Source organism: Streptomyces sp. NPDC002809 (genome assembly GCF_040295435.1).
In the GTDB taxonomy this organism is placed as follows: domain Bacteria; phylum Actinomycetota; class Actinomycetes; order Streptomycetales; family Streptomycetaceae; genus Streptomyces.
This window is the reverse complement of sequence record NZ_JBEOVJ010000011.1, coordinates 142,417-159,900: the sequence shown is the minus strand read 5'-3', so window position 1 is coordinate 159,900 and position 17,484 is coordinate 142,417. Positions and strand designations below refer to the sequence as shown.

Annotated in this window: 17 protein-coding genes; 12 read left to right on the top strand and 5 right to left on the bottom strand. The window is 71.0% G+C overall.

The window, feature by feature from the left end; genetic code table 11:
• Window positions 1-252 precede the first annotated feature (252 nt).
• From ABT025_RS10390 to ABT025_RS10375, 4 genes are all read left to right on the top strand, one after another.
• Window positions 253-912: a LuxR C-terminal-related transcriptional regulator gene (locus ABT025_RS10390; RefSeq protein WP_350992048.1), complete on the top strand. Its 660-nt coding sequence runs from the start codon at window positions 253-255 to the stop codon at window positions 910-912.
• 330 nt (window positions 913-1,242) lie between these two features.
• Window positions 1,243-3,198 (top strand): 2-oxoacid:acceptor oxidoreductase subunit alpha, encoded by a 1,956-nt coding sequence (locus ABT025_RS10385; RefSeq protein WP_350992046.1) that lies wholly within the window; start codon window positions 1,243-1,245, stop codon window positions 3,196-3,198.
• The gene (locus ABT025_RS10380; protein ID WP_350992044.1) at window positions 3,191-4,249 is read left to right on the top strand and encodes a 2-oxoacid:ferredoxin oxidoreductase subunit beta; all 1,059 of its coding nucleotides are present in this window, start codon (window positions 3,191-3,193) and stop codon (window positions 4,247-4,249) included. The genes ABT025_RS10385 and ABT025_RS10380 overlap by 8 nt, the downstream gene beginning before the upstream one ends.
• Window positions 4,250-4,512: 263 nt before the next feature.
• Window positions 4,513-6,468, top strand: coding sequence for an APC family permease (locus tag ABT025_RS10375; protein ID WP_350992042.1), 1,956 nt, complete (start codon window positions 4,513-4,515; stop codon window positions 6,466-6,468).
• Window positions 6,469-6,497: 29 nt separating this feature from the next.
• Here ABT025_RS10375 and ABT025_RS10370 read toward each other — a convergent pair whose 3' ends face one another.
• Window positions 6,498-6,890, bottom strand: coding sequence for a winged helix-turn-helix transcriptional regulator (locus ABT025_RS10370; protein ID WP_350992040.1), 393 nt, complete (start codon window positions 6,888-6,890; stop codon window positions 6,498-6,500).
• 110 nt (window positions 6,891-7,000) lie between these two features.
• On the opposite strand from ABT025_RS10370, the gene ABT025_RS10365 reads away from it, so the two are divergent.
• From ABT025_RS10365 to ABT025_RS10340, 6 genes are all read left to right on the top strand, one after another.
• Window positions 7,001-7,861, top strand: a complete 861-nt coding sequence (locus ABT025_RS10365; protein ID WP_350992038.1) for an SDR family oxidoreductase — start codon at window positions 7,001-7,003, stop codon at window positions 7,859-7,861.
• 142 nt (window positions 7,862-8,003) lie between these two features.
• Window positions 8,004-8,981, top strand: coding sequence for an EamA family transporter RarD (gene rarD / locus ABT025_RS10360; protein WP_350992036.1), 978 nt, complete (start codon window positions 8,004-8,006; stop codon window positions 8,979-8,981).
• A gap of 62 nt (window positions 8,982-9,043) precedes the next feature.
• On the top strand, window positions 9,044-10,612 hold the full coding sequence (locus ABT025_RS10355) for an FAD-dependent monooxygenase (protein ID WP_350992032.1): 1,569 nt from the start codon (window positions 9,044-9,046) through the stop codon (window positions 10,610-10,612).
• A gap of 38 nt (window positions 10,613-10,650) precedes the next feature.
• Entirely contained in the window at window positions 10,651-12,357 is a 1,707-nt protein-coding gene (locus ABT025_RS10350) for a hypothetical protein (protein ID WP_350992030.1), read from the top strand.
• Entirely contained in the window at window positions 12,354-13,043 is a 690-nt protein-coding gene (locus tag ABT025_RS10345) for a class F sortase (RefSeq protein WP_350992028.1), read from the top strand. Before ABT025_RS10350 ends, ABT025_RS10345 begins: the two co-directional genes overlap by 4 nt.
• The gene (locus tag ABT025_RS10340; protein WP_350992026.1) at window positions 13,024-13,482 is read left to right on the top strand and encodes a VOC family protein; all 459 of its coding nucleotides are present in this window, start codon (window positions 13,024-13,026) and stop codon (window positions 13,480-13,482) included. The genes ABT025_RS10345 and ABT025_RS10340 overlap by 20 nt, the downstream gene beginning before the upstream one ends.
• A gap of 56 nt (window positions 13,483-13,538) precedes the next feature.
• Here the strand turns inward: ABT025_RS10340 and ABT025_RS10335 are convergent, their stop codons facing one another.
• On the bottom strand, window positions 13,539-14,396 hold the full coding sequence (locus ABT025_RS10335; protein ID WP_350992024.1) for a helix-turn-helix transcriptional regulator: 858 nt from the start codon (window positions 14,394-14,396) through the stop codon (window positions 13,539-13,541).
• A 146-nt stretch (window positions 14,397-14,542) separates the two neighbouring features.
• Here ABT025_RS10335 and ABT025_RS10330 point away from each other — a divergent pair, with 146 nt between their 5' ends.
• Together ABT025_RS10330 and ABT025_RS10325 are read left to right on the top strand one after the other, a co-directional pair.
• The gene (locus ABT025_RS10330; protein WP_350992022.1) at window positions 14,543-15,322 is read left to right on the top strand and encodes an NAD(P)H-dependent oxidoreductase; all 780 of its coding nucleotides are present in this window, start codon (window positions 14,543-14,545) and stop codon (window positions 15,320-15,322) included.
• 130 nt (window positions 15,323-15,452) lie between these two features.
• Window positions 15,453-16,739, top strand: a complete 1,287-nt coding sequence (locus tag ABT025_RS10325; RefSeq protein ID WP_350992020.1) for a tetratricopeptide repeat protein — start codon at window positions 15,453-15,455, stop codon at window positions 16,737-16,739.
• 35 nt (window positions 16,740-16,774) lie between these two features.
• On the opposite strand, the gene ABT025_RS10320 is transcribed toward ABT025_RS10325, so the two are convergent.
• From ABT025_RS10320 to ABT025_RS10310, 3 genes are read right to left on the bottom strand one after another with little or no spacing between them, the layout of a single operon-like run.
• Complete coding sequence (locus tag ABT025_RS10320; protein WP_350992018.1) at window positions 16,775-17,005, bottom strand: hypothetical protein; 231 nt, start codon at window positions 17,003-17,005, stop codon at window positions 16,775-16,777.
• Window positions 17,002-17,163, bottom strand: a complete 162-nt coding sequence (locus ABT025_RS10315; protein ID WP_350992016.1) for a hypothetical protein — start codon at window positions 17,161-17,163, stop codon at window positions 17,002-17,004. The genes ABT025_RS10320 and ABT025_RS10315 overlap by 4 nt, the downstream gene beginning before the upstream one ends.
• Window positions 17,160-17,426, bottom strand: a complete 267-nt coding sequence (locus ABT025_RS10310) for a hypothetical protein (RefSeq protein WP_350992014.1) — start codon at window positions 17,424-17,426, stop codon at window positions 17,160-17,162. The genes ABT025_RS10315 and ABT025_RS10310 overlap by 4 nt, the downstream gene beginning before the upstream one ends.
• Window positions 17,427-17,484 lie beyond the last annotated feature (58 nt).

The following is a 17,484-nucleotide window of genomic DNA, read 5'->3' as shown; positions in this document are numbered from 1 at the left end:
TGGGCGCCCTCGGTACGGGCCGGCCCCCCCCGGTGGTGGGCGGCCTCCGCGCCCGTACCGGCCGCCCCCCGCCGGGGGGGGGCGCCCGCCCCCCGGGGGCCGCCCGGCGGCCGGGCGTTCCGTCCGGGGACCGGACCGACCCGGCGCAACCCTGCGAACGTGCGCGGCGTCCCTGCCGATACTGGGATGCTGGACGGCATACGGGTGGGAACAGCGAGCAGTGGGGGATTCAGCGTCGTGGTGGAGGACAGGGTGCGTGTAGTCATCGCCGAGGATTCGGTACTGCTCCGGGAGGGACTCACCCGGCTGCTGACCGATCTCGGGCATGACGTCGTGGCGGGGGTGGGTGACGCGGAGGCGCTGATCAAGACGGTGGGCGACCTCGCCGGACAGGACGCGCTGCCCGATGTGGTGGTCGCCGACGTGCGGATGCCGCCGACGCACACCGACGAGGGCGTGCGGGCCGCGGTACGGCTGCGCAAGGAGTATCCGGGGATCGGGGTACTGGTCCTTTCGCAGTACGTCGAGGAGCAGTACGCCACCGAGCTGCTGGCCGGGTCCAGCCGGGGTGTGGGGTATCTGCTGAAGGACCGGGTCGCCGAGGTCCGCGAGTTCGTCGACGCGGTGGTCCGGGTGGCTCAGGGCGGCACCGCGCTGGACCCCGAGGTGGTGGCGCAGTTGCTGGGCCGGAGCCGTAAGCAGGACGTGCTGGCCGGGCTGACGCCGCGTGAGCGCGAGGTGCTCGGCCTGATGGCCGAGGGGCGGACGAACTCCGCGGTGGCCAGGCAGCTCGTGGTGAGCGACGGCGCGGTGGAGAAGCACGTCAGCAACATCTTCCTGAAGATGGGGCTGTCCCCCAGCGACGGCGACCACCGGCGTGTTCTGGCCGTCCTGACCTATCTGAACTCCTGATGCCGCACCCCTTTATCTGACACTCTGTCAGATGACTGCCGTCCGGGCCCGCCCCGGGCGGAATGCGACGGCCGCGCCCGGCTGCGGGAGGGGCCGGGGCGGGAGGGGAGGAGCGGAACCGGCCGTTCACCCCCGAATGCCTCCAGTGAGGGTCCAACGGGGATCCGGGCGGCTGGTGAATCATGGCGGAACAGCACCGAAAAAGCGTCTCAAAAAGCCGTCCACTATGTGATCGGCCAGAGGAAGGCGACCCTTACAGACGTAGGGTGGGGCTGGGACCGCCGGCGGGCCGGATGGTTCCGAGCCGCCGCGCCGAGGGAGGTCCAGTAAGTGACCAGCCAGGTCAGTAGCCCAGCCGAACAGGCCGACGAGGCCAGTGAGGCACTCGTAGGGGGACAGCGTGCCCCCCAGTCCGCAACAGCAGGCACCGGCGAGAAAGAGATCCGCCGCCTGGACCGGGTGATCATCCGTTTCGCGGGTGACTCCGGAGACGGTATGCAGCTCACGGGTGACCGGTTCACCTCGGAGACCGCTTCCTTCGGGAACGACCTCTCCACGCTGCCGAACTTCCCCGCCGAGATCCGCGCCCCCGCAGGCACCCTGCCGGGCGTGTCCTCGTTCCAGCTCCACTTCGCCGACCACGACATCCTGACCCCCGGCGACGCGCCGAACGTCCTGGTGGCGATGAACCCGGCCGCGCTCAGGGCCAACATCGACGACGTACCGCGCGGCGCCGAAATCATCGTCAACACCGATGAGTTCACCAAGCGGCCGATGGCGAAGGTGGGGTACGGGACCAGCCCGCTGGAGGACGGCTCGCTGGAGGCGTACAACGTCCATCCGGTGCCGCTGACCACGCTCACCATCGAGGCGCTGAAGGAGTTCGGGCTCTCCCGGAAGGAGGCCGAGCGCTCCAAGAACATGTTCGCGCTCGGACTGCTCTCCTGGATGTACCACCGGCCCACTGCGGGCACCGAGACCTTCCTGCGGGCCAAGTTCGCCAAGAAGCCGCAGATCGCCGAGGCGAACGTGGCGGCGTTCCGGGCCGGCTGGAACTTCGGTGAGACCACCGAGGACTTCGCGGTCAGCTACGAGGTGGCCCCGGCCACCCAGGCCTTCCCCACCGGCACCTACCGCAACATCTCGGGGAACCTCGCCCTGTCCTACGGCCTGATCGCCGCGGGCCGGCAGGCGGACCTGCCGGTCTATCTGGGCTCGTACCCCATCACCCCGGCCTCCGACATCCTGCACGAGCTCAGCAGGCACAAGAACTTCGGCGTCCGCACCTTCCAGGCCGAGGACGAGATCGCGGGCATCGGTGCCGCACTGGGTGCCGCCTTCGGCGGTGCGCTCGGGGTGACGACGACGTCCGGTCCCGGGGTGGCCCTGAAGTCGGAGACCATCGGCCTCGCGGTCTCCCTCGAACTCCCCCTGCTGATCATCGACATCCAGCGCGGCGGCCCCTCCACGGGGCTGCCGACCAAGACCGAACAGGCCGACCTGCTCCAGGCCATGTACGGGCGCAACGGCGAGGCCCCGGTGCCGATCGTGGCCCCGAAGACCCCGGCGGACTGCTTCGACGCGGCGCTCGACGCCGCCCGGATCGCCCTGACCTACCGCACCCCGGTCTTCCTGCTCTCCGACGGCTACCTGGCCAACGGCTCGGAGCCCTGGCGCATCCCGGAGACCGACAGCCTCCCGGACCTGCGCGTCCAGTTCGCCGGCGGCCCGAACCACGAACTGGCCGACGGCACCGAGGTCTTCTGGCCGTACAAGCGCGACCCGCAGACCCTGGCCCGCCCCTGGGCCGTCCCGGGCACGCCCGGTCTCGAACACCGTATCGGCGGCATCGAGAAGCAGGACGGCTCCGGCAACATCTCCTACGACCCCGCCAACCACGACTTCATGGTCCGCACCCGCCAGGCCAAGGTGGACGGCATCGAGGTCCCGGACCTGGAGGTCGACGACCCGGCGGGGGCGAAGACCCTGGTGCTCGGCTGGGGATCGACGTACGGCCCCATCACCGCCGCCGTCCGCCGGCTGCGCGCCGCCGGACACCCGATCGCGCAGGCGCACCTGCGTCACCTCAATCCGTTCCCGCGGAATCTCGGCGAGGTGCTGAAGCGTTACGACAAGGTGGTCGTCCCCGAGATGAACCTCGGGCAGCTGGCCACGCTCATCCGGGCCAAGTACCTGGTGGACGCGCACAGTTACAACCAGGTCAACGGCATGCCGTTCAAGGCCGAGCAGCTTGCGACGGCCCTCCAGGAGGCCATCGATGCCTGAGACCAACGAACTCCTCCAGCTGGTGCCGAAGACCGAGGCCAAGCAGTCCATGAAGGACTTCAAGTCCGACCAGGAAGTGCGCTGGTGCCCCGGCTGCGGTGACTACGCGGTCCTCGCCGCCGTGCAGGGCTTCATGCCCGAGCTCGGACTGGCGAAGGAGAACATCGTCTTCGTCTCCGGTATCGGCTGCTCCTCCCGTTTCCCGTACTACATGAACACCTACGGGATGCACTCGATCCACGGCCGCGCCCCGGCCATCGCGACGGGACTCGCCTCCTCCCGGCGGGACCTGTCCGTCTGGGTGGTCACCGGTGACGGCGACGCGCTGTCCATCGGCGGCAACCACCTCATCCACGCGCTGCGCCGCAATGTGAACCTGAAGATCCTGCTGTTCAACAACCGGATCTACGGGCTCACCAAGGGGCAGTACTCCCCCACCTCCGAGGTCGGCAAGATCACCAAGTCGACGCCTATGGGGTCGCTCGACGCGCCCTTCAACCCGGTGTCCCTCGCCATCGGCGCGGAGGCCTCGTTCGTCGCCCGTACCGTCGACTCCGACCGCAAGCACCTCACGAGCGTGCTGCGCGCGGCGGCCGACCACCCCGGAACGGCGCTGGTGGAGATCTACCAGAACTGCAACATCTTCAACGACGGCGCGTTCGAGGTCCTGAAGGACAAGGACCAGGCCCAGGAGGCGGTGATCCGCCTGGAGCACGGGCAGCCGATCCTCTTCGGCACGGACGACTCCAAGGGCGTCGTACGGGACTCGCTGACAGGTGATCTGAAGGTGGTCGCCGTCACCGAGGACAACCGGTCGCAGATCCTCGTCCACGACGCGCACGCCGCGTCTCCGACCACCGCCTTCGCGCTCAGCAGGCTGGCCGACCCGGACACGCTGCACCACACCCCGATCGGGGTGCTGCGCAGCGTCGAACGGCCGGTCTACGACACCCTCATGGCCGACCAGCTCGACACCGCGATCGAGCAGCAGGGCAAGGGCGACCTCGGCGCCCTGCTCGCGGGCAACGACAACTGGACGGTCGTCGGCTAGCCCCTTCGTCCGGAGCAGGCCGGGCCCCGCGAGCCCGGCCTGATCCGGACAACCGCCCTGATCCGAACGAGAGGCCCGATCCGAACGCGGGCCCTGGGAGGACTTCGTACGGGCCATGCGGTGCGGCCCCCGGGATCGGTTTCGATTCCCGGGGGCCGCTTCGCATTGCCGCGGGGGCGCTTCGCATTGCCGAACGGGCTGTCTTACGGAGTGTCCGGCGGCGCCGGACCGGGCACCGGCCGGCCGCCGCGCACCATGTGGCCATGGCTCTGGACCGTCCGGCGTACCGCATCAAACGACAGCTGCTCGGCAAACCGCTGACCACCGAGCACATCAGCGAGGAGAAGCTGAACAACCGGACGGCGCTCGGGGTGCTCGCCTCCGACTGCATCAGCTCGTCCGCGTACGGCTCCGAGGAGATGCTCAGGGTCCTGGTGCCCGTCGTGGGCGCCGCCGCGTTCACGCTGCTCATGCCGGTGACCTTCGCGATCCTCCTGGTCCTGGTGCTGCTGACGCTCTGTTACAGCGATGTGGTGACGATCTACACGCGGGCCGGAGGCTCGTACGTCGTCGCCCGGGAGAACTTCGGGCCGAACGTCGCGCAGATCGCCGCCGTGGCGCTGCTCGTCGACTACATCGTCACGGTCGCCGTACAGGTCTCGGCCGGCACGAACGCACTCATCTCGCTCGCCCATCTGGCCGGGGGCGGCTTCACCGGCCTGGACCATCTCCAGCTACCGGTCTCCGTCGCCGTGATCGTGATCCTCGCGTACGGGAATCTGCGCGGGGTCCGTGAGGCGGGCCGCCTCTTCGCGCTGCCCGCCTATCTCTTCATGGCCGCCGTCGGGCTGATCATGATCGCCGCCGCGCTGCGCGGTCTGACCGGCGAGCTGCCGCACGCCGATCTGCACGCCTCCGGCGTCGTACCGCTCGGCTCCCCGGGCGACGGCTGGCTCTACGGCGCCTCGCTCTTCATCGTGCTCCGCGCGTTCGCCAACGGCGGCTCGTCGCTCACCGGGCTCGAAGCGATCTCCAACGGCATCTCCGCGTTCCGCGAGCCCCAGGGCCGCAACGCCCGCCGGATCCTCCTCTCCATGAGCGTGATCCTCGGCATCCTGGTGCTCGGCGTCTCCACGCTGGCGCACTACACGCATGCCGTCCCGTACACCGACGGCACACCGACCGTCATCGCGCAGGAGGCCCATCTCGCCTTCGGCGGCGGGGCGCTCGGCACGGCCGGGCTGGTCTTCGTACAGCTGGCGACCGCGCTGGTCCTCTACACCGGGGCGAACACTCCGTTCACCGGCTTCCCCTACCTGGCCAGCTTCGTCGCCGAGGACCGGTTCCTGCCGCGGGTGCTGACCCGGCGCGGGCACCGCCTCGCCTTCTCCAACGGCATCATCGCGCTGACCGTCGTCTCACTGGCGCTGCTGCTGGCGACCGGCGCCAGCGTGGACAAGCTGGTGGCGCTGTACGCGATCGGTGTTTTCACCGCGTTCACCATGGCGGGGGCGGGCCTCACCGTCTACCACCTGCGCCGCCGGGAGCGGTACCGCAGGTGGAAGATCGCGCTCAACGGCCTCGCCGCGGTCACCTCGGCCGGCGTCGTGCTGATCTTCGCCGTCACCAAGTTCACCGAGGGCGCCTGGCTGGTCGTGGTGGTCTTCCCGCTCGGGGTGTGGGCGCTGATGCGGATCAACCGCGAGTACCGGCGCGAGGCCACCGTCCTCCAGGGCATCCAGGCGCCTGGCGCGGACCGCGCGGCCTTCCGCCGCCATCTGGTCATGGTCCTCGTCGAGACGCTCGACCTGGCAACGCTGAAGGCCCTGCGGTACGCCCATGAGCTGCGCCCCGACGAGATCCGGGCGGTGCACTTCTCGATCGACGAGGCCCACGCGAGGCGGCTGGCCTCCCGCTGGGAGGTGACGGCCGCGACCTCGGTGGCGCTGTCGGTGGTGGACTGCCCCGACCGGCGGCTGCGCCATGCGATGAAGGAGCTCGCGTACCGCACCACCGAGGACGGGGACACCTGGCTGACGGTGCTGGTCCCCCGGCGTACGTACAGCAATCCGCTCGGCAAGATGCTGCACCGGGGCACGGGCGAGAAGATGGCGAAGACGCTGACACAGCTCCCGCACGTCGTCGTGACCATCCTGCCCTTCGACGTCTCGCGGGAGCTGCGGGCGCTGGAGGAGCGGAACCCGCACGGTACGGCCTGAACGCCCGGCGGACGACCGGCCCCCTCGGCTCAGGCGGTACGGCTCTCCCTGCGGGCGTCGTACGCCGCGCGCGCCGTGCCCACCGCGTCAAGACTCCGCTCCGACCAGCGCGCCAGGGCCCACACCTGCTCCGCGGCCTCCCGGCCGAGGGGGGTGAGGGTGTAGTCCACGCGCGGCGGGATCACCGGCTTGGCGTCCCGGTCCACGAAGCCGTCGCGCTCCAGGGTCTGGAGGGTCTGCGCCAGCATCTTCTCGCTGACGCCGCCGACCTCGCGGCGCAGTTCGCTGAAGCGGTACGACCGCTCCAGCAGGGAGGCGAGGACGAGGACACCCCAGCGGCTGGTGACGTGTTCGAGCACCAGCCGGGCGGGGCACATCGGCTCCCGCACATCGGGCCGTCGCTCCAGGTTGCTTACGCTCATGCCAGTACCTTACTTCAAAGTGGGTACTTTCGTTTGGTTAGCGCCACCCTTAGGGTGAGTATCAGAACGCATGAACAGGAACATAAGTACCTGAAGAGGAGAAACACCCCATGAGCATCGTCGTCACCGGAGCCACCGGAGAGCTCGGCCGCCTTGTCGTCGAGCAGCTGCTGACCACCGTCCCCGCCGACGAGATCGCCGCCGTCGTGCGCGACAAGGAGAAGGCCGCCGGTCTCGCGGCCCGCGGCGTGGAGCTCCGGATCGCCGACTACAACCGCCCCGAGACGCTGGCCGGCGCCTTCCGGGCCGGCGACCGGGTGCTGCTCATCTCCGGCAACGAGGTCGGCAGCCGCGTCGCGCAGCACACCGCGGTCATCGACGCCGCCAAGGCGGCGGGCGTGGCCCAGCTCGCGTACACCGGCATCCTGGGCGGCCCCGACGCGGACTTCCGGCTGGCGGACGAGCACAAGGTGACCGAGCAGCTGATCCTCGACTCCGGTCTGCCGTACACGTTCCTGCGCAACGGCTGGTACACCGAGAACTACACCGCGAACCTGGCCCCCGTCCTGGCCCACGGCGCCGTCGTGGCCAACACGGGCGAGGGCAGGCTCGCCTCCGCCTCCCGCGCCGACTACGCCGCCGCGGCCGCCGCCGTCCTGACCGGCGAGGGCCACCTGGACGCGGCCTACGAGCTCAGCGGGGACGTCGCCTGGTCGCTCGCGGAGTACGCCGCGGAGGTCTCCAGGGCCTCCGGCAAGGAGATCGTCCACAACGACGTCCCGGCCGCCGTGCACCAGGAGATCCTGGTCGGCGCCGGCGTGCCCGAGTTCTTCGCGGCGATCCTCACCGACGTGGACGAGGCGGTCCGGCGCGGGCGGCTGGCCCACACCGGCGGCGAGCTGGCCCGGCTGATCGGCCGCCCGACGACGCCGCTCGCCGAGACCGTCGCCGCCGCGGTGGCCGCCCAGTAGGCGGCGCACCACAGGAAGCATCCACGGGACCCCGGGCCCGGTGTCATGACCGTCTGGCGATACGGCAATGACACCGGGCCCCGTCGGCGCTACCTTCGTCAAGGCGACGGAGTCGTCGACCGACACCTGCCAGGAGGGGCCCGTGAAGGGAAAGAACGAAGAGCGGGCCGGGCTCCTGTCCGGCATCACGGCCTACGGCATGTGGGGGGTCGTCCCGCTCTTCTGGCCCCTGCTGAAACCGTCCGGCGCGGTCGAGATCCTGGCCCACCGCATGGTCTGGTCCCTGGGCGTGGTCGGCATCGCGCTGCTGGCCCTGCGCCGCTGGTCCTGGATCGGTGAACTGGTGCGGCAGCCGCGGAAGCTGGCGCTGATCACCGTCGCCGCGGCCGTGATCACCGTCAACTGGGGCCTGTACATCTGGTCCGTGAACAACGGGCACGTCGTCGAGGCCTCCCTCGGCTACTTCATCAACCCCCTGGTCACCATCGCCATGGGCGTCCTGCTCCTCGGCGAACGGCTGCGCCCCGTGCAGTGGGTGGCGGTCGGCACCGGCGTGGCGGCGGTGCTCGTGCTGGCGATCGGCTACGGGCAGCCGCCGTGGATCTCGCTGGTCCTGGCGTTCTCCTTCGCGACGTACGGCCTGGTGAAGAAGAAGGTCAACATGGGCGGCCTGGAGTCGCTCACCGCCGAGACCGCCGTGCTGTTCGTGCCCGCGCTCGGCTACCTCGTGTGGCTGGGGACGCAGGGCGAGTCGACGTTCACCTCCGAGGGCGCCGGCCATGCGGCACTGCTGGCCGCCACGGGCCTGGTGACGGCCATCCCGCTGATCCTGTTCGGGGCGGCAGCGATCCGTGTGCCGCTCTCCACGCTCGGCCTGTTGCAGTACCTGGCGCCGGTCTTCCAGTTCATTCTCGGAATCGTGTACTTCCACGAGGCGATGCCCCCTGAGCGGTGGGCCGGCTTCGGGCTGGTCTGGCTGGCGCTCACCCTGCTGACCTGGGACGCGCTGCGGACATCGCGGCGCACACGGGCCCAGGCACAGACGGCACGGCTGGCAGCGGCGAAGCAGGCCGCCCCGGCTGCGATGGAGGCCCCCACCCCCACCCAGAGCATTACCTAGTTGCTTTTTTAACTCGGTTGCGTTTCCCTTGTCCTCCACGGACGCGCAACCGAGGAGTACGCATGCCCGCATCCCCGACCACCGTGCTGATCGTCGGCTCCGGGCCGACCGGACTGACCCTGGCCATCGATCTCGCCCGGCGGGCCGTCGACGTGACGATCATCGACAAGGCCCCGCAGTTCCCGCGCAGCTCCCGGGCCAAGGGCCCCAATCCGCGCTCGCTGGAGGTCCTGGAGGACCTCGGTGTCGCCGAGGAGGTGCTGTCCGCCGGATCGGCGCCGCTGCCGATGCGCAAGTACCGGGACGGCCGGATGATCGCCGACGCCGACCCGTTCGGTGCCGGGCGCCCGGCACCGGACGCCCCCTTCGACCGGCCCTGGCTGATCGCCCAGTGGGGGCTGGAGGAGATCCTGCGCACCCGGCTCGCGGAGTACGGCGTACGGGTCGGGCTCGGCACCGAACTCGTGGGGCTGACCCAGGACGAGGGCTCCGTGACGGCCACCCTGACCGGCGGCCGGGAGCTCGTGGCCCGGTACGCGGTGGGCTGCGACGGCGGCCACAGCGCGGTGCGCAGGATGCTCGGCCTCACGTTCGACGGGAAGACGGACGAGGAGCAGGTGATGGTCTGCGGCGACGTCGAGGCGGAGGGCCCGGACCGCGGCATCTGGCACCAGTGGTTCGACGAGGACGGCGGCGTGATGCTCTGCCCGATCCCCGGCACCCGGTCGGGCTGGTGGTTCCAGGCCGGCCCCGAGACGGACGCCTCCGGCAGCCCCGTACCTCCGTCGTTGGAGAGCTTCCGACGGCTGTTCGCCAAGCACACCCGGCTGCCCGGCGACCTCCTCACCCAGGCCACCCTGCTCTCCACCTACCGGGTCAACGAGCGCATGGTGGACCGCTATCGGGTGGGGCGGGTGTTCCTGGCGGGCGACGCCGCGCACGTGCACCCGATCGCGGGCGGGCTGGGTATGAACACCGGCATCCAGGACGCGTACAACCTCGGCTGGAAGCTCGCCCGGGTCGCCTCCGGCCGGGCCCTGCCGGACCTGCTCGACACATACGAGGAGGAGCGACTGCCGATCGCCGCCCGGACCCTGGACCTCACCTCGGAGCGACTGCGGGCCACGATGGAGGCGATCAGGAAGCCGGGCGGCGGCCTGGACTCGGCGGTCACCCCGCAGACCTACGGCCTGGGGGACGGCTACCGCTGGAGCTCCCTGGCCACCGGCGGCGGCACCGACCGCCTGCGCGCGGGCGACCGCGCCCCGGACGCGCCCTGCCGCGACGTGGCCACCGGCACCCCTCGCCGGCTGTTCGAGGCCTTCACCGGACCGCACTTCACCCTGCTCGGCTTCGGCCCGGGCACGGCAGGGTCCCTGCGGGAGGCGGCCGAGGCGCACGACGGCGACCTGCGGGCGTACGGCGTGGACGCGGGCGGCCCGCACGGCCTGGCCGACGACGGCGGCCACGCCCGCTCGGCGTACGGCATCGGGCCGGACGAGGGCGTCCTGGTCCTCGTCCGCCCGGACAACCACGTGGGCCTGATCACCTCGGCCGGGGACCTGGAGGCGGTCGACGCCTATCTGAACGGTGCGGCATTGGAGCGAGGTTGGGCGCGTCACGGTGGGTAATCCACCTCTAACGCTCCGTTTATATTTTCCTCATACTTATGACCCGATCCTTGCGCACCTCCGGAACGTCCCGAACGCTCCTGCGCACCGCGACCGCCACCGCCTCCCTGTCCGCTCTGACGCTCCTCGCCTGCGGCATCGCTCCCACCGCAGGCGCGGACGACACCGTGCAGACCGTCCACCCGTCGGGCCTCGGCCCGACGGGGCCCTGGTTCCGGCTTCATGAGACGACCCCTGACCGGGACCCCGGCATCCACGAGGTCTCCCCGAAGCCCGACCCGGTCCATCTGAACGGCAGCCTGCGCCTGGCCATCGGTCCCGGCGAACAGGCCCAGGCCGCCCACTACTTCAACGCGACCTGGACGCCCGAACCCCTGCAACCGCTCCTGGACGCGGGCATCTCGTACTGGGCCTACACCTCCAGCAAGGGCTCCAGCGTCACCAACATCGGCGCCAACCTCCAGCTCCCGGCTTCCTGCGGCGGATTCACCACCCTGTCGTTCGAACCCGGCAGCAACACGGACGAGCAGGGTGAGGCGCTGAAGCCGGACACCTGGCAGAAGTACCGGTTCACCGCCGACTCGGTGATGCGCACCTCGCGCGCCGTGGCCGGGATCCCGGCGGGCGGGGACGCCCCGCTGTCGCACTTCGTCGAGGAGTGCGAGGGCGCCTACGGGGTGATCGCCAACATCGGCCGGCTCGGCGACGCGAACGGCCGCCTCAACACCTTCGTCGACAACATCACCGCCAAGGGCACCACCTGGGACTTCGCCGTCACCGGCCGCGCGACGGCCGCGCTCACCGTCCCCGAGAGGATCGAGGCGGGGGACGGCCCCCGTCCGGCCGACGTCTCCTACAGCGACCCGGACGACGGACCGGAGTACCCCGGCATCGGCACCCGTCTGACCCTCAAGGGGCCGGCCGGCCTCCGGGCCGACCAGCTGACCGTCATGTCCGAGGGCGCCCAAGTCCCTCTGACGGAACAACCGGACGGGAACCTCACCGGTGAACTGAGGACCAACCTACGGGCGGGCGGCACGCTGGAGCCCGGCGGCAGGGCGGGCGCCGCGTTCACCCTCGCCGCCGCCGAGGGCGCACCGACAGGCCCGCTCGACGTGACGACCGAACTGACCGTCGCCATCGCCGGCGTCGACGGACGGCTTCGTACGGGCGTGACCGCGACGGAGAGCACCCGGATCACGGCCACCGCCAACGAGGAGCCCAGCCCCTCACCCAGCCCCACCCGCACCCACCACCCCAAGCCGACCCCGTCCGGCGGCGGCCATGGGAACGGCGGCGGCCACGAGAACGGCGGCGGCCATGAGAACGGTGGCGGCCACGGAAGCGGGAACGGGAACGGGAACGGCAACTGGGGCGGCGGCCACGGCAACGGGGAGCCCAGCCCCTCGCCCAGCCCCACCCGCACCCACCACCCCAAGCCGACCCCGTCCGGCGGCGGCCACGGCACCGGCAACGAGAGCACCGGCGGCGGCAGCGGCAGCCACGGCGGCGGCAACACCGGCAGCCACAGCGGCGGCAGCAGTACCGGTGGAAGCCACGGCGGCACCGGCAGCGTCTCGATGCCCAACGGCCCGGTCGACGCGGGCGACGGTTCCACCGCCCTGACCGACAGCGGCTCCTCCGGCCTCTCCGGTACGGGTGCGGCAGCCGCCGCAGCCGGGCTGCTGGCAGCGGCGGGCGCCGCTCTCGGCGGGCTCCGCACGGTCCGGCGCCGGCGCGGTTGAGCACCCGCACCTCGCGGGAACGGCCCTCACGGCGGCCGTTCCCGCGCCTGATCGCGGCGGCCGGGCTGATCCCGGCCGCCGCGGCGGCACTCGTCCTGCTCCTGGGCTCCCCCCTGACGGAGCCCGGCATCCCCGCCGCCGCCCCCCGGCCCGGCGCCGTCGCATCGAACGGGGCGCCCGCGCCCGCCTCCCGCCCCGTCCGCATCGACATCCCCGGCCTCCGGGTCAGCGCACCCCTGGTGGACCTGACCCTGGACAGCCGGGGCAAGCTCGGCGTCCCCGACCCGGCGGAACGCAATCTGGCCGGCTGGTACCGGGACGGGGTGACACCGGGCTCCCCCGGCACCGCCGTCGTGGTCGCCCACGTCGACACCCCGACCGGCCCGGCCGCCTTCGCCGGGCTCGACACACTGCGCCCCGGCGCGACGGTCGACGTGCACCGGGCGGACCGGGCCGTCGCGACCTTCCGCATCTACGCGATCGAGGAGTTCGAGAAGAGCGACTTCCCCAGCACCCGCGTCTACGGCCCGACGAAGGACGCCCAGCTCCGCCTTCTCACCTGCGGCGGCGCCTACGACCCCGATGCGGGCGGCTACCAGTCGAACGTGGTGGCGTTCGCCCGCCTGGTATCGGCAGACCCACCGGAATCCACTGTTCCGGGCAAGAATGTCCCTCATGACTCTTGAGTGGAAAGTCGTCGTCGACGCCGCCGACCCGCACGCCCAGGCCGGCTTCTGGTCGGCGGCCCTCGGATACGAGATCGAGGACAACAGCCCCCTCGTCGAACGCCTCCTGGGCCTCGGAGCCGTACCGGAGGCGATCACGACGACCGCGCACGGGCGGCGGGCCTGGCTCGACCTGGCCGCGGTGCGACACCCGGACGACCCCTACGAGGAGGAGAGCGGGACGGGGCTGGGGCGGCGGCTGCTGTTCCAGCGCGTACCGGAGCCCAAGACGGTGAAGAACCGGCTCCACCTCGACCTGCACGCCGGCCCGGAGCGCCGCGACGCGGAAGTGGCCCGGCTGGAGGGGCTGGGCGCGAAGGTGCTCCGCAAGGTGGCGGAGCCGGGCGGGACGTGGACGGTGCTCGCCGATCCGGAGGGCAACGAGTTCTGCGTCCAGTAGCCGTCGTGCCGCGTTCCCCGCGATGAAGGCCCTGCGGGCCGGGGCCCGGCGGCGGACTACTCGCGGTCCTGGCGGACGTCGGCCAGGGACGGGGACCGCGCGTCGCCGTAGTCCGCGCCCAGGCCCGCGAGCAGGCGGAGTCCGTCCTCGGTGGGGCTGCCGGGGGCCGCGGACAGCACCAGGAGCTCCATCCCCGATTCGTCCGGGAGCGCGAAGTTCTCCTGGTGCAGCTCCAGCAGTCCGACCAGCGGGTGCCGGTACGCCTTGCGTCCATGGGTGCGGGCGCGCACGTCCGCACGGGCCCAGAGACGGCGGAAGCGCTCGCTGCCCATCGCCAGCTCGCCGATCAGCGAGGCCAGCCGGGGGTCCTCGGGGTATTTGCCGGCGGCCAGGCGCAGGTGCCCGACCACGTCGAGGGTGCAGGTCTCCCAGTCCGCGTAGAGGCCGCGCTCGGCCTCCTCCAGGAAGATGTGCCGGGCGGTGTTCAGACCCGGCAGCGGACGGCCGTGGAGCAGCCCGGCGAGGCGGTTCCCGGCGAGCACGTCCAGGCGGTGGTCCATGATCAGCGCGGGTGCGCCGGGGACCAGGTCGAGGACGCGAAGCACCTCCGGCCGGACCCGCCCGCCCGGCGCCTTCGCGCGGCGGCGGCGCTGCCGGGCGAGCCGGTGGAGGTGCTCCCGCTCGGTCCCGTCGAGGCCGAGTACACGGGCGAGCGCGTCGAGGACCTGCTCGGAGGGCTGGGTCGCCCGGCCCTGCTCCAGGCGTACGTAGTAGTCGACGCTGACTCCGGACAGGTGGGCGACCTCTTCGCGGCGCAGCCCTTCGACGCGGCGGCGGCTGTCGGTGGGGATGCCGACGGCCGACGGGTCGACCCGGGAACGCCGGGTCCGCAGAAAGCCCGCGAGATCGTCCATTTCTCCAGTATCGCCTCGGGTGCCGCCCTCGAAGGTGGCCCTGCCGGTACCAGGAAGTCCGGTCCTACGGAAGAAGCGCCCCTGAACGCCGGGCGTCCGGCCCTCTTGAATCGGAGGCACCCGACACTCGACACGAAGGACGTCCCATGAAGACGCTGATCGTCCACGCCCACCCGGAGCCGAAGTCCCTCAACAGCTCGCTGAAGGACCTCGCGGTGTCCACCCTGGAGGCCGCCGGGCACGAGGTACGGGTGAGCGACCTGTACGCGATGAACTGGAAGGCGGTCGTGGACGCCTCGGACTACGGCCCCGACGCCTCGACCCCGCTGAAAGTCGCCCGCGACTCGGGCCGGGCCTTCGACGCCGGAACGCTCACCCCGGACGTCCGCGCCGAGCAGGAGAAGCTGCTGTGGGCCGACACGGTCATCTTCCAGTTCCCCCTGTGGTGGTACTCGATGCCCGCGATCCTGAAGGGCTGGGTGGACCGGGTGTTCACCTTCCACTTCGCGTACGGCGTCGGCGAGCACAGCGACACCAAGTACGGCGAGCGCTACGGCGAAGGCACCCTCGCGGGCCGCAGGGCGCTGCTGTCCGTAACGGTCGGCGGCCAGGAGTCGCACTACACCGCTCGCGGAATCAACGGCCCCATCCACGACCTGCTGTTCCCGATCCAGCACGGCATCCTCTACTACCCGGGCATCGAGGTACTGCCGCCGTTCGTGCTCTACGGCACCGACCGGATGACCGGCGAGGACTTCCCGGACGCGGCCAAGGCCTGGGAACAGCGCCTGCTCACCCTGGAGTCGACAGAGCCGATCGCGTTCCGCCACCAGAACTTCGGCGACTACGAGATCCCGTCCCTGCACCTGAAGGACGGTCTGGAGCCGGCGGGCCGCACGGGCTTCGGACTCCACGTGCGCGGCTGATCCGTGCAACTACGTTTCACGAAAGTTGAATTCGTACCCATCATGACAGGTCAGAGGGCCTTTTCGTAGGACGAAGCGCACAGGTGACCATGCTTGTTCGGCACGCTCGGGGACACCCAGAATCTCCGTCATGAATAAGTCGGGGAAAGTCGATCAGGACGACATCGTGCGGGCGCGGAATGTGCTGCTCGCGTCGGGGCGACGCACCCCGCGCGAGGAGGTCGACGCCTACCGGGTGCTCGCCCAGGTCAGCCCCGCCTCGTACCTGCCGCTCCTGGCCAGGGCCCTGCAACGTCTGAGTTACGACACCAACTCCGGGAAGAAGCACGCAGACTGTCTCGCTCTGCACGAGGAGGCGGTGGCCGCGGCACGGTCCATCGATCCGGCCGAGACCACTCGTGCGGATGTTCTGTACCGCGCCCTCGACAGTTGCCAGAACGAGCTGTATGCCCTGGGCCGACGCGTCGAAGGGCTCGCCATGCGCGCCGAGATGCTCGCCATTGGACGCGCCCAGGCGGAACGGTCCGGAGCCCCCGTGGCCTGGGGACTGCGCGAGTGGGCTGCCGGTCTTTCCGAGGAAGGCCGGTACGCCGAGGCCGCAGATGCCATGACCGAGTTGGTCACTGCGATCCTGCCCAATGGATCCCACAATGGGGGCCTCGCCTGGTACCTACTGGAGTGGATCGCCGCTCTCCACGATGCCGGCCGGTCCGCCAAGGCTCTCGCCGCATTCGAGACACTCGTCCGTTTGGAGGCGGCCGAGGCTGCGGGCGACAGCGGCCCGATGGCCTGTCACCTCTACGCGCTCATCGGGTACGCCCGGATGCTCGATACTCACGGCCGAGGAGAGCAGGCGGCTCGCGTCCGGCAAGAAGCACTCGACTTGCTTGCAGAACTGGCCGATACCGGGGAGCGGGAGTCCTGGAGTGGCTATCAGGCGTCGTTCTGGGCGGTGCTGCTGTCCTTCGCCGGCGCCGAGAGCGATCGGCCTGCACCCGATGGCCCCTGTCCGCCTTCGGGTGCCGCGCCCATGCCGTGGTCGCCCGACGCCAAGCGACGCTACTTCGAGGACAGCCATCATGCCCTCCACGAAGAGGTGAAAGCCCTTACGTCGCAGGCCACCGAGGACCCCGACCTGCACCTGGCCGAACTGGTCCGCCTGCACCGGGTGCTCACCATCCGCTCAGCCGTCCACTGGGAGCATCGAACCCATCTGTTCAGTGAGCGAGTGCGCTCCCTGTTCGACGATGGAGTGGACCTGGCCCGCCGCCTGTCCCAGCACGACCCGGCAGACGGAACGCGAACACTGGCCGACATCCTGATCGACCGATCGACCTTCCACACCGCTGCCCGCGAGTTCGGGGCCGCCCTCGATGACTTCCGCCAAGCCCTGAGCTGCCTGGGCGAAGCCACCTGACCCGCCGCGCGCCTCGGCGACGCGACCACCACCAGTCATGCGGTGCGCCCACCGCTGTCCGTACGGTCCAGGCTCCGCAACAGACCGGTTGCTGTCTCGACCTCAGCCTCCCGCACCGCATCCCGTTCGGCGATCGCGGCGTCCAGACCAGCGAGGAACAGCGCCCGGTACACGGGGTCCGACTCGATGCGCCGCAGCTCCGCGATTCGGGGGAAGCGGGCCCCCAGCCGGATCCCCACCGCCTCCACTACGCGAACGAGCCTCACGGCTGCGCCTCGTGCTCCGTCGCCCGGTGCCGCGCCCGCAGCACCCGGCAGTCGGTCTCCCGGCTGCCGTCCCGCTCGCTCCTGGCGACGGCTTCGGCGAGGTCGATCTCCTGGCACTCGTGGCACTCGCCGGGGCGGGGCTCATCCTGAGCGGTCATGCCACCTCACCCCGGCTCCGGGCGTTCTCCCGCGCGGTCCTGGCGGCGAGGCGCTCGGCGGGCGTGGCCGGGCGGACGTGCTCGGGAAGCACCTCCCACTCGGGACCGCCCTTGGCCGGGCGGAGCATCCAGTAGGGGCCGGCGACGCCTCGGAACTCCCCCACACGGCCGCGCTCACCACGGCTGGTGTCCACGACGAGTGTGCCGGGGGGAGGAGCCTGCGGGGGTTCCAGTGCGATCGACGCACCGCTCTCTTCGGACACGATCGTTCCTCTCCGTAGTCATTCCACTACCAAGGGGGTTGAGCGTGGCCTAGAGTCG

Coding starts and splice junctions, on each gene's coding strand:
- ABT025_RS10375 (WP_350992042.1), top strand. CDS start 4,513: ATGGCTCTGGACCGTCCGGCGTACCGCATCAAACGACAGCTGCTCGGC.
- ABT025_RS10335 (WP_350992024.1), bottom strand. CDS start 14,396: ATGGACGATCTCGCGGGCTTTCTGCGGACCCGGCGTTCCCGGGTCGAC.
- ABT025_RS10380 (WP_350992044.1), top strand. CDS start 3,191: ATGCCTGAGACCAACGAACTCCTCCAGCTGGTGCCGAAGACCGAGGCC.
- ABT025_RS10315 (WP_350992016.1), bottom strand. CDS start 17,163: ATGACCGCTCAGGATGAGCCCCGCCCCGGCGAGTGCCACGAGTGCCAG.
- ABT025_RS10350 (WP_350992030.1), top strand. CDS start 10,651: ATGACCCGATCCTTGCGCACCTCCGGAACGTCCCGAACGCTCCTGCGC.
- ABT025_RS10325 (WP_350992020.1), top strand. CDS start 15,453: ATGAATAAGTCGGGGAAAGTCGATCAGGACGACATCGTGCGGGCGCGG.
- ABT025_RS10355 (WP_350992032.1), top strand. CDS start 9,044: ATGCCCGCATCCCCGACCACCGTGCTGATCGTCGGCTCCGGGCCGACC.
- ABT025_RS10340 (WP_350992026.1), top strand. CDS start 13,024: ATGTCCCTCATGACTCTTGAGTGGAAAGTCGTCGTCGACGCCGCCGAC.
- ABT025_RS10330 (WP_350992022.1), top strand. CDS start 14,543: ATGAAGACGCTGATCGTCCACGCCCACCCGGAGCCGAAGTCCCTCAAC.
- ABT025_RS10365 (WP_350992038.1), top strand. CDS start 7,001: ATGAGCATCGTCGTCACCGGAGCCACCGGAGAGCTCGGCCGCCTTGTC.
- ABT025_RS10370 (WP_350992040.1), bottom strand. CDS start 6,890: ATGAGCGTAAGCAACCTGGAGCGACGGCCCGATGTGCGGGAGCCGATG.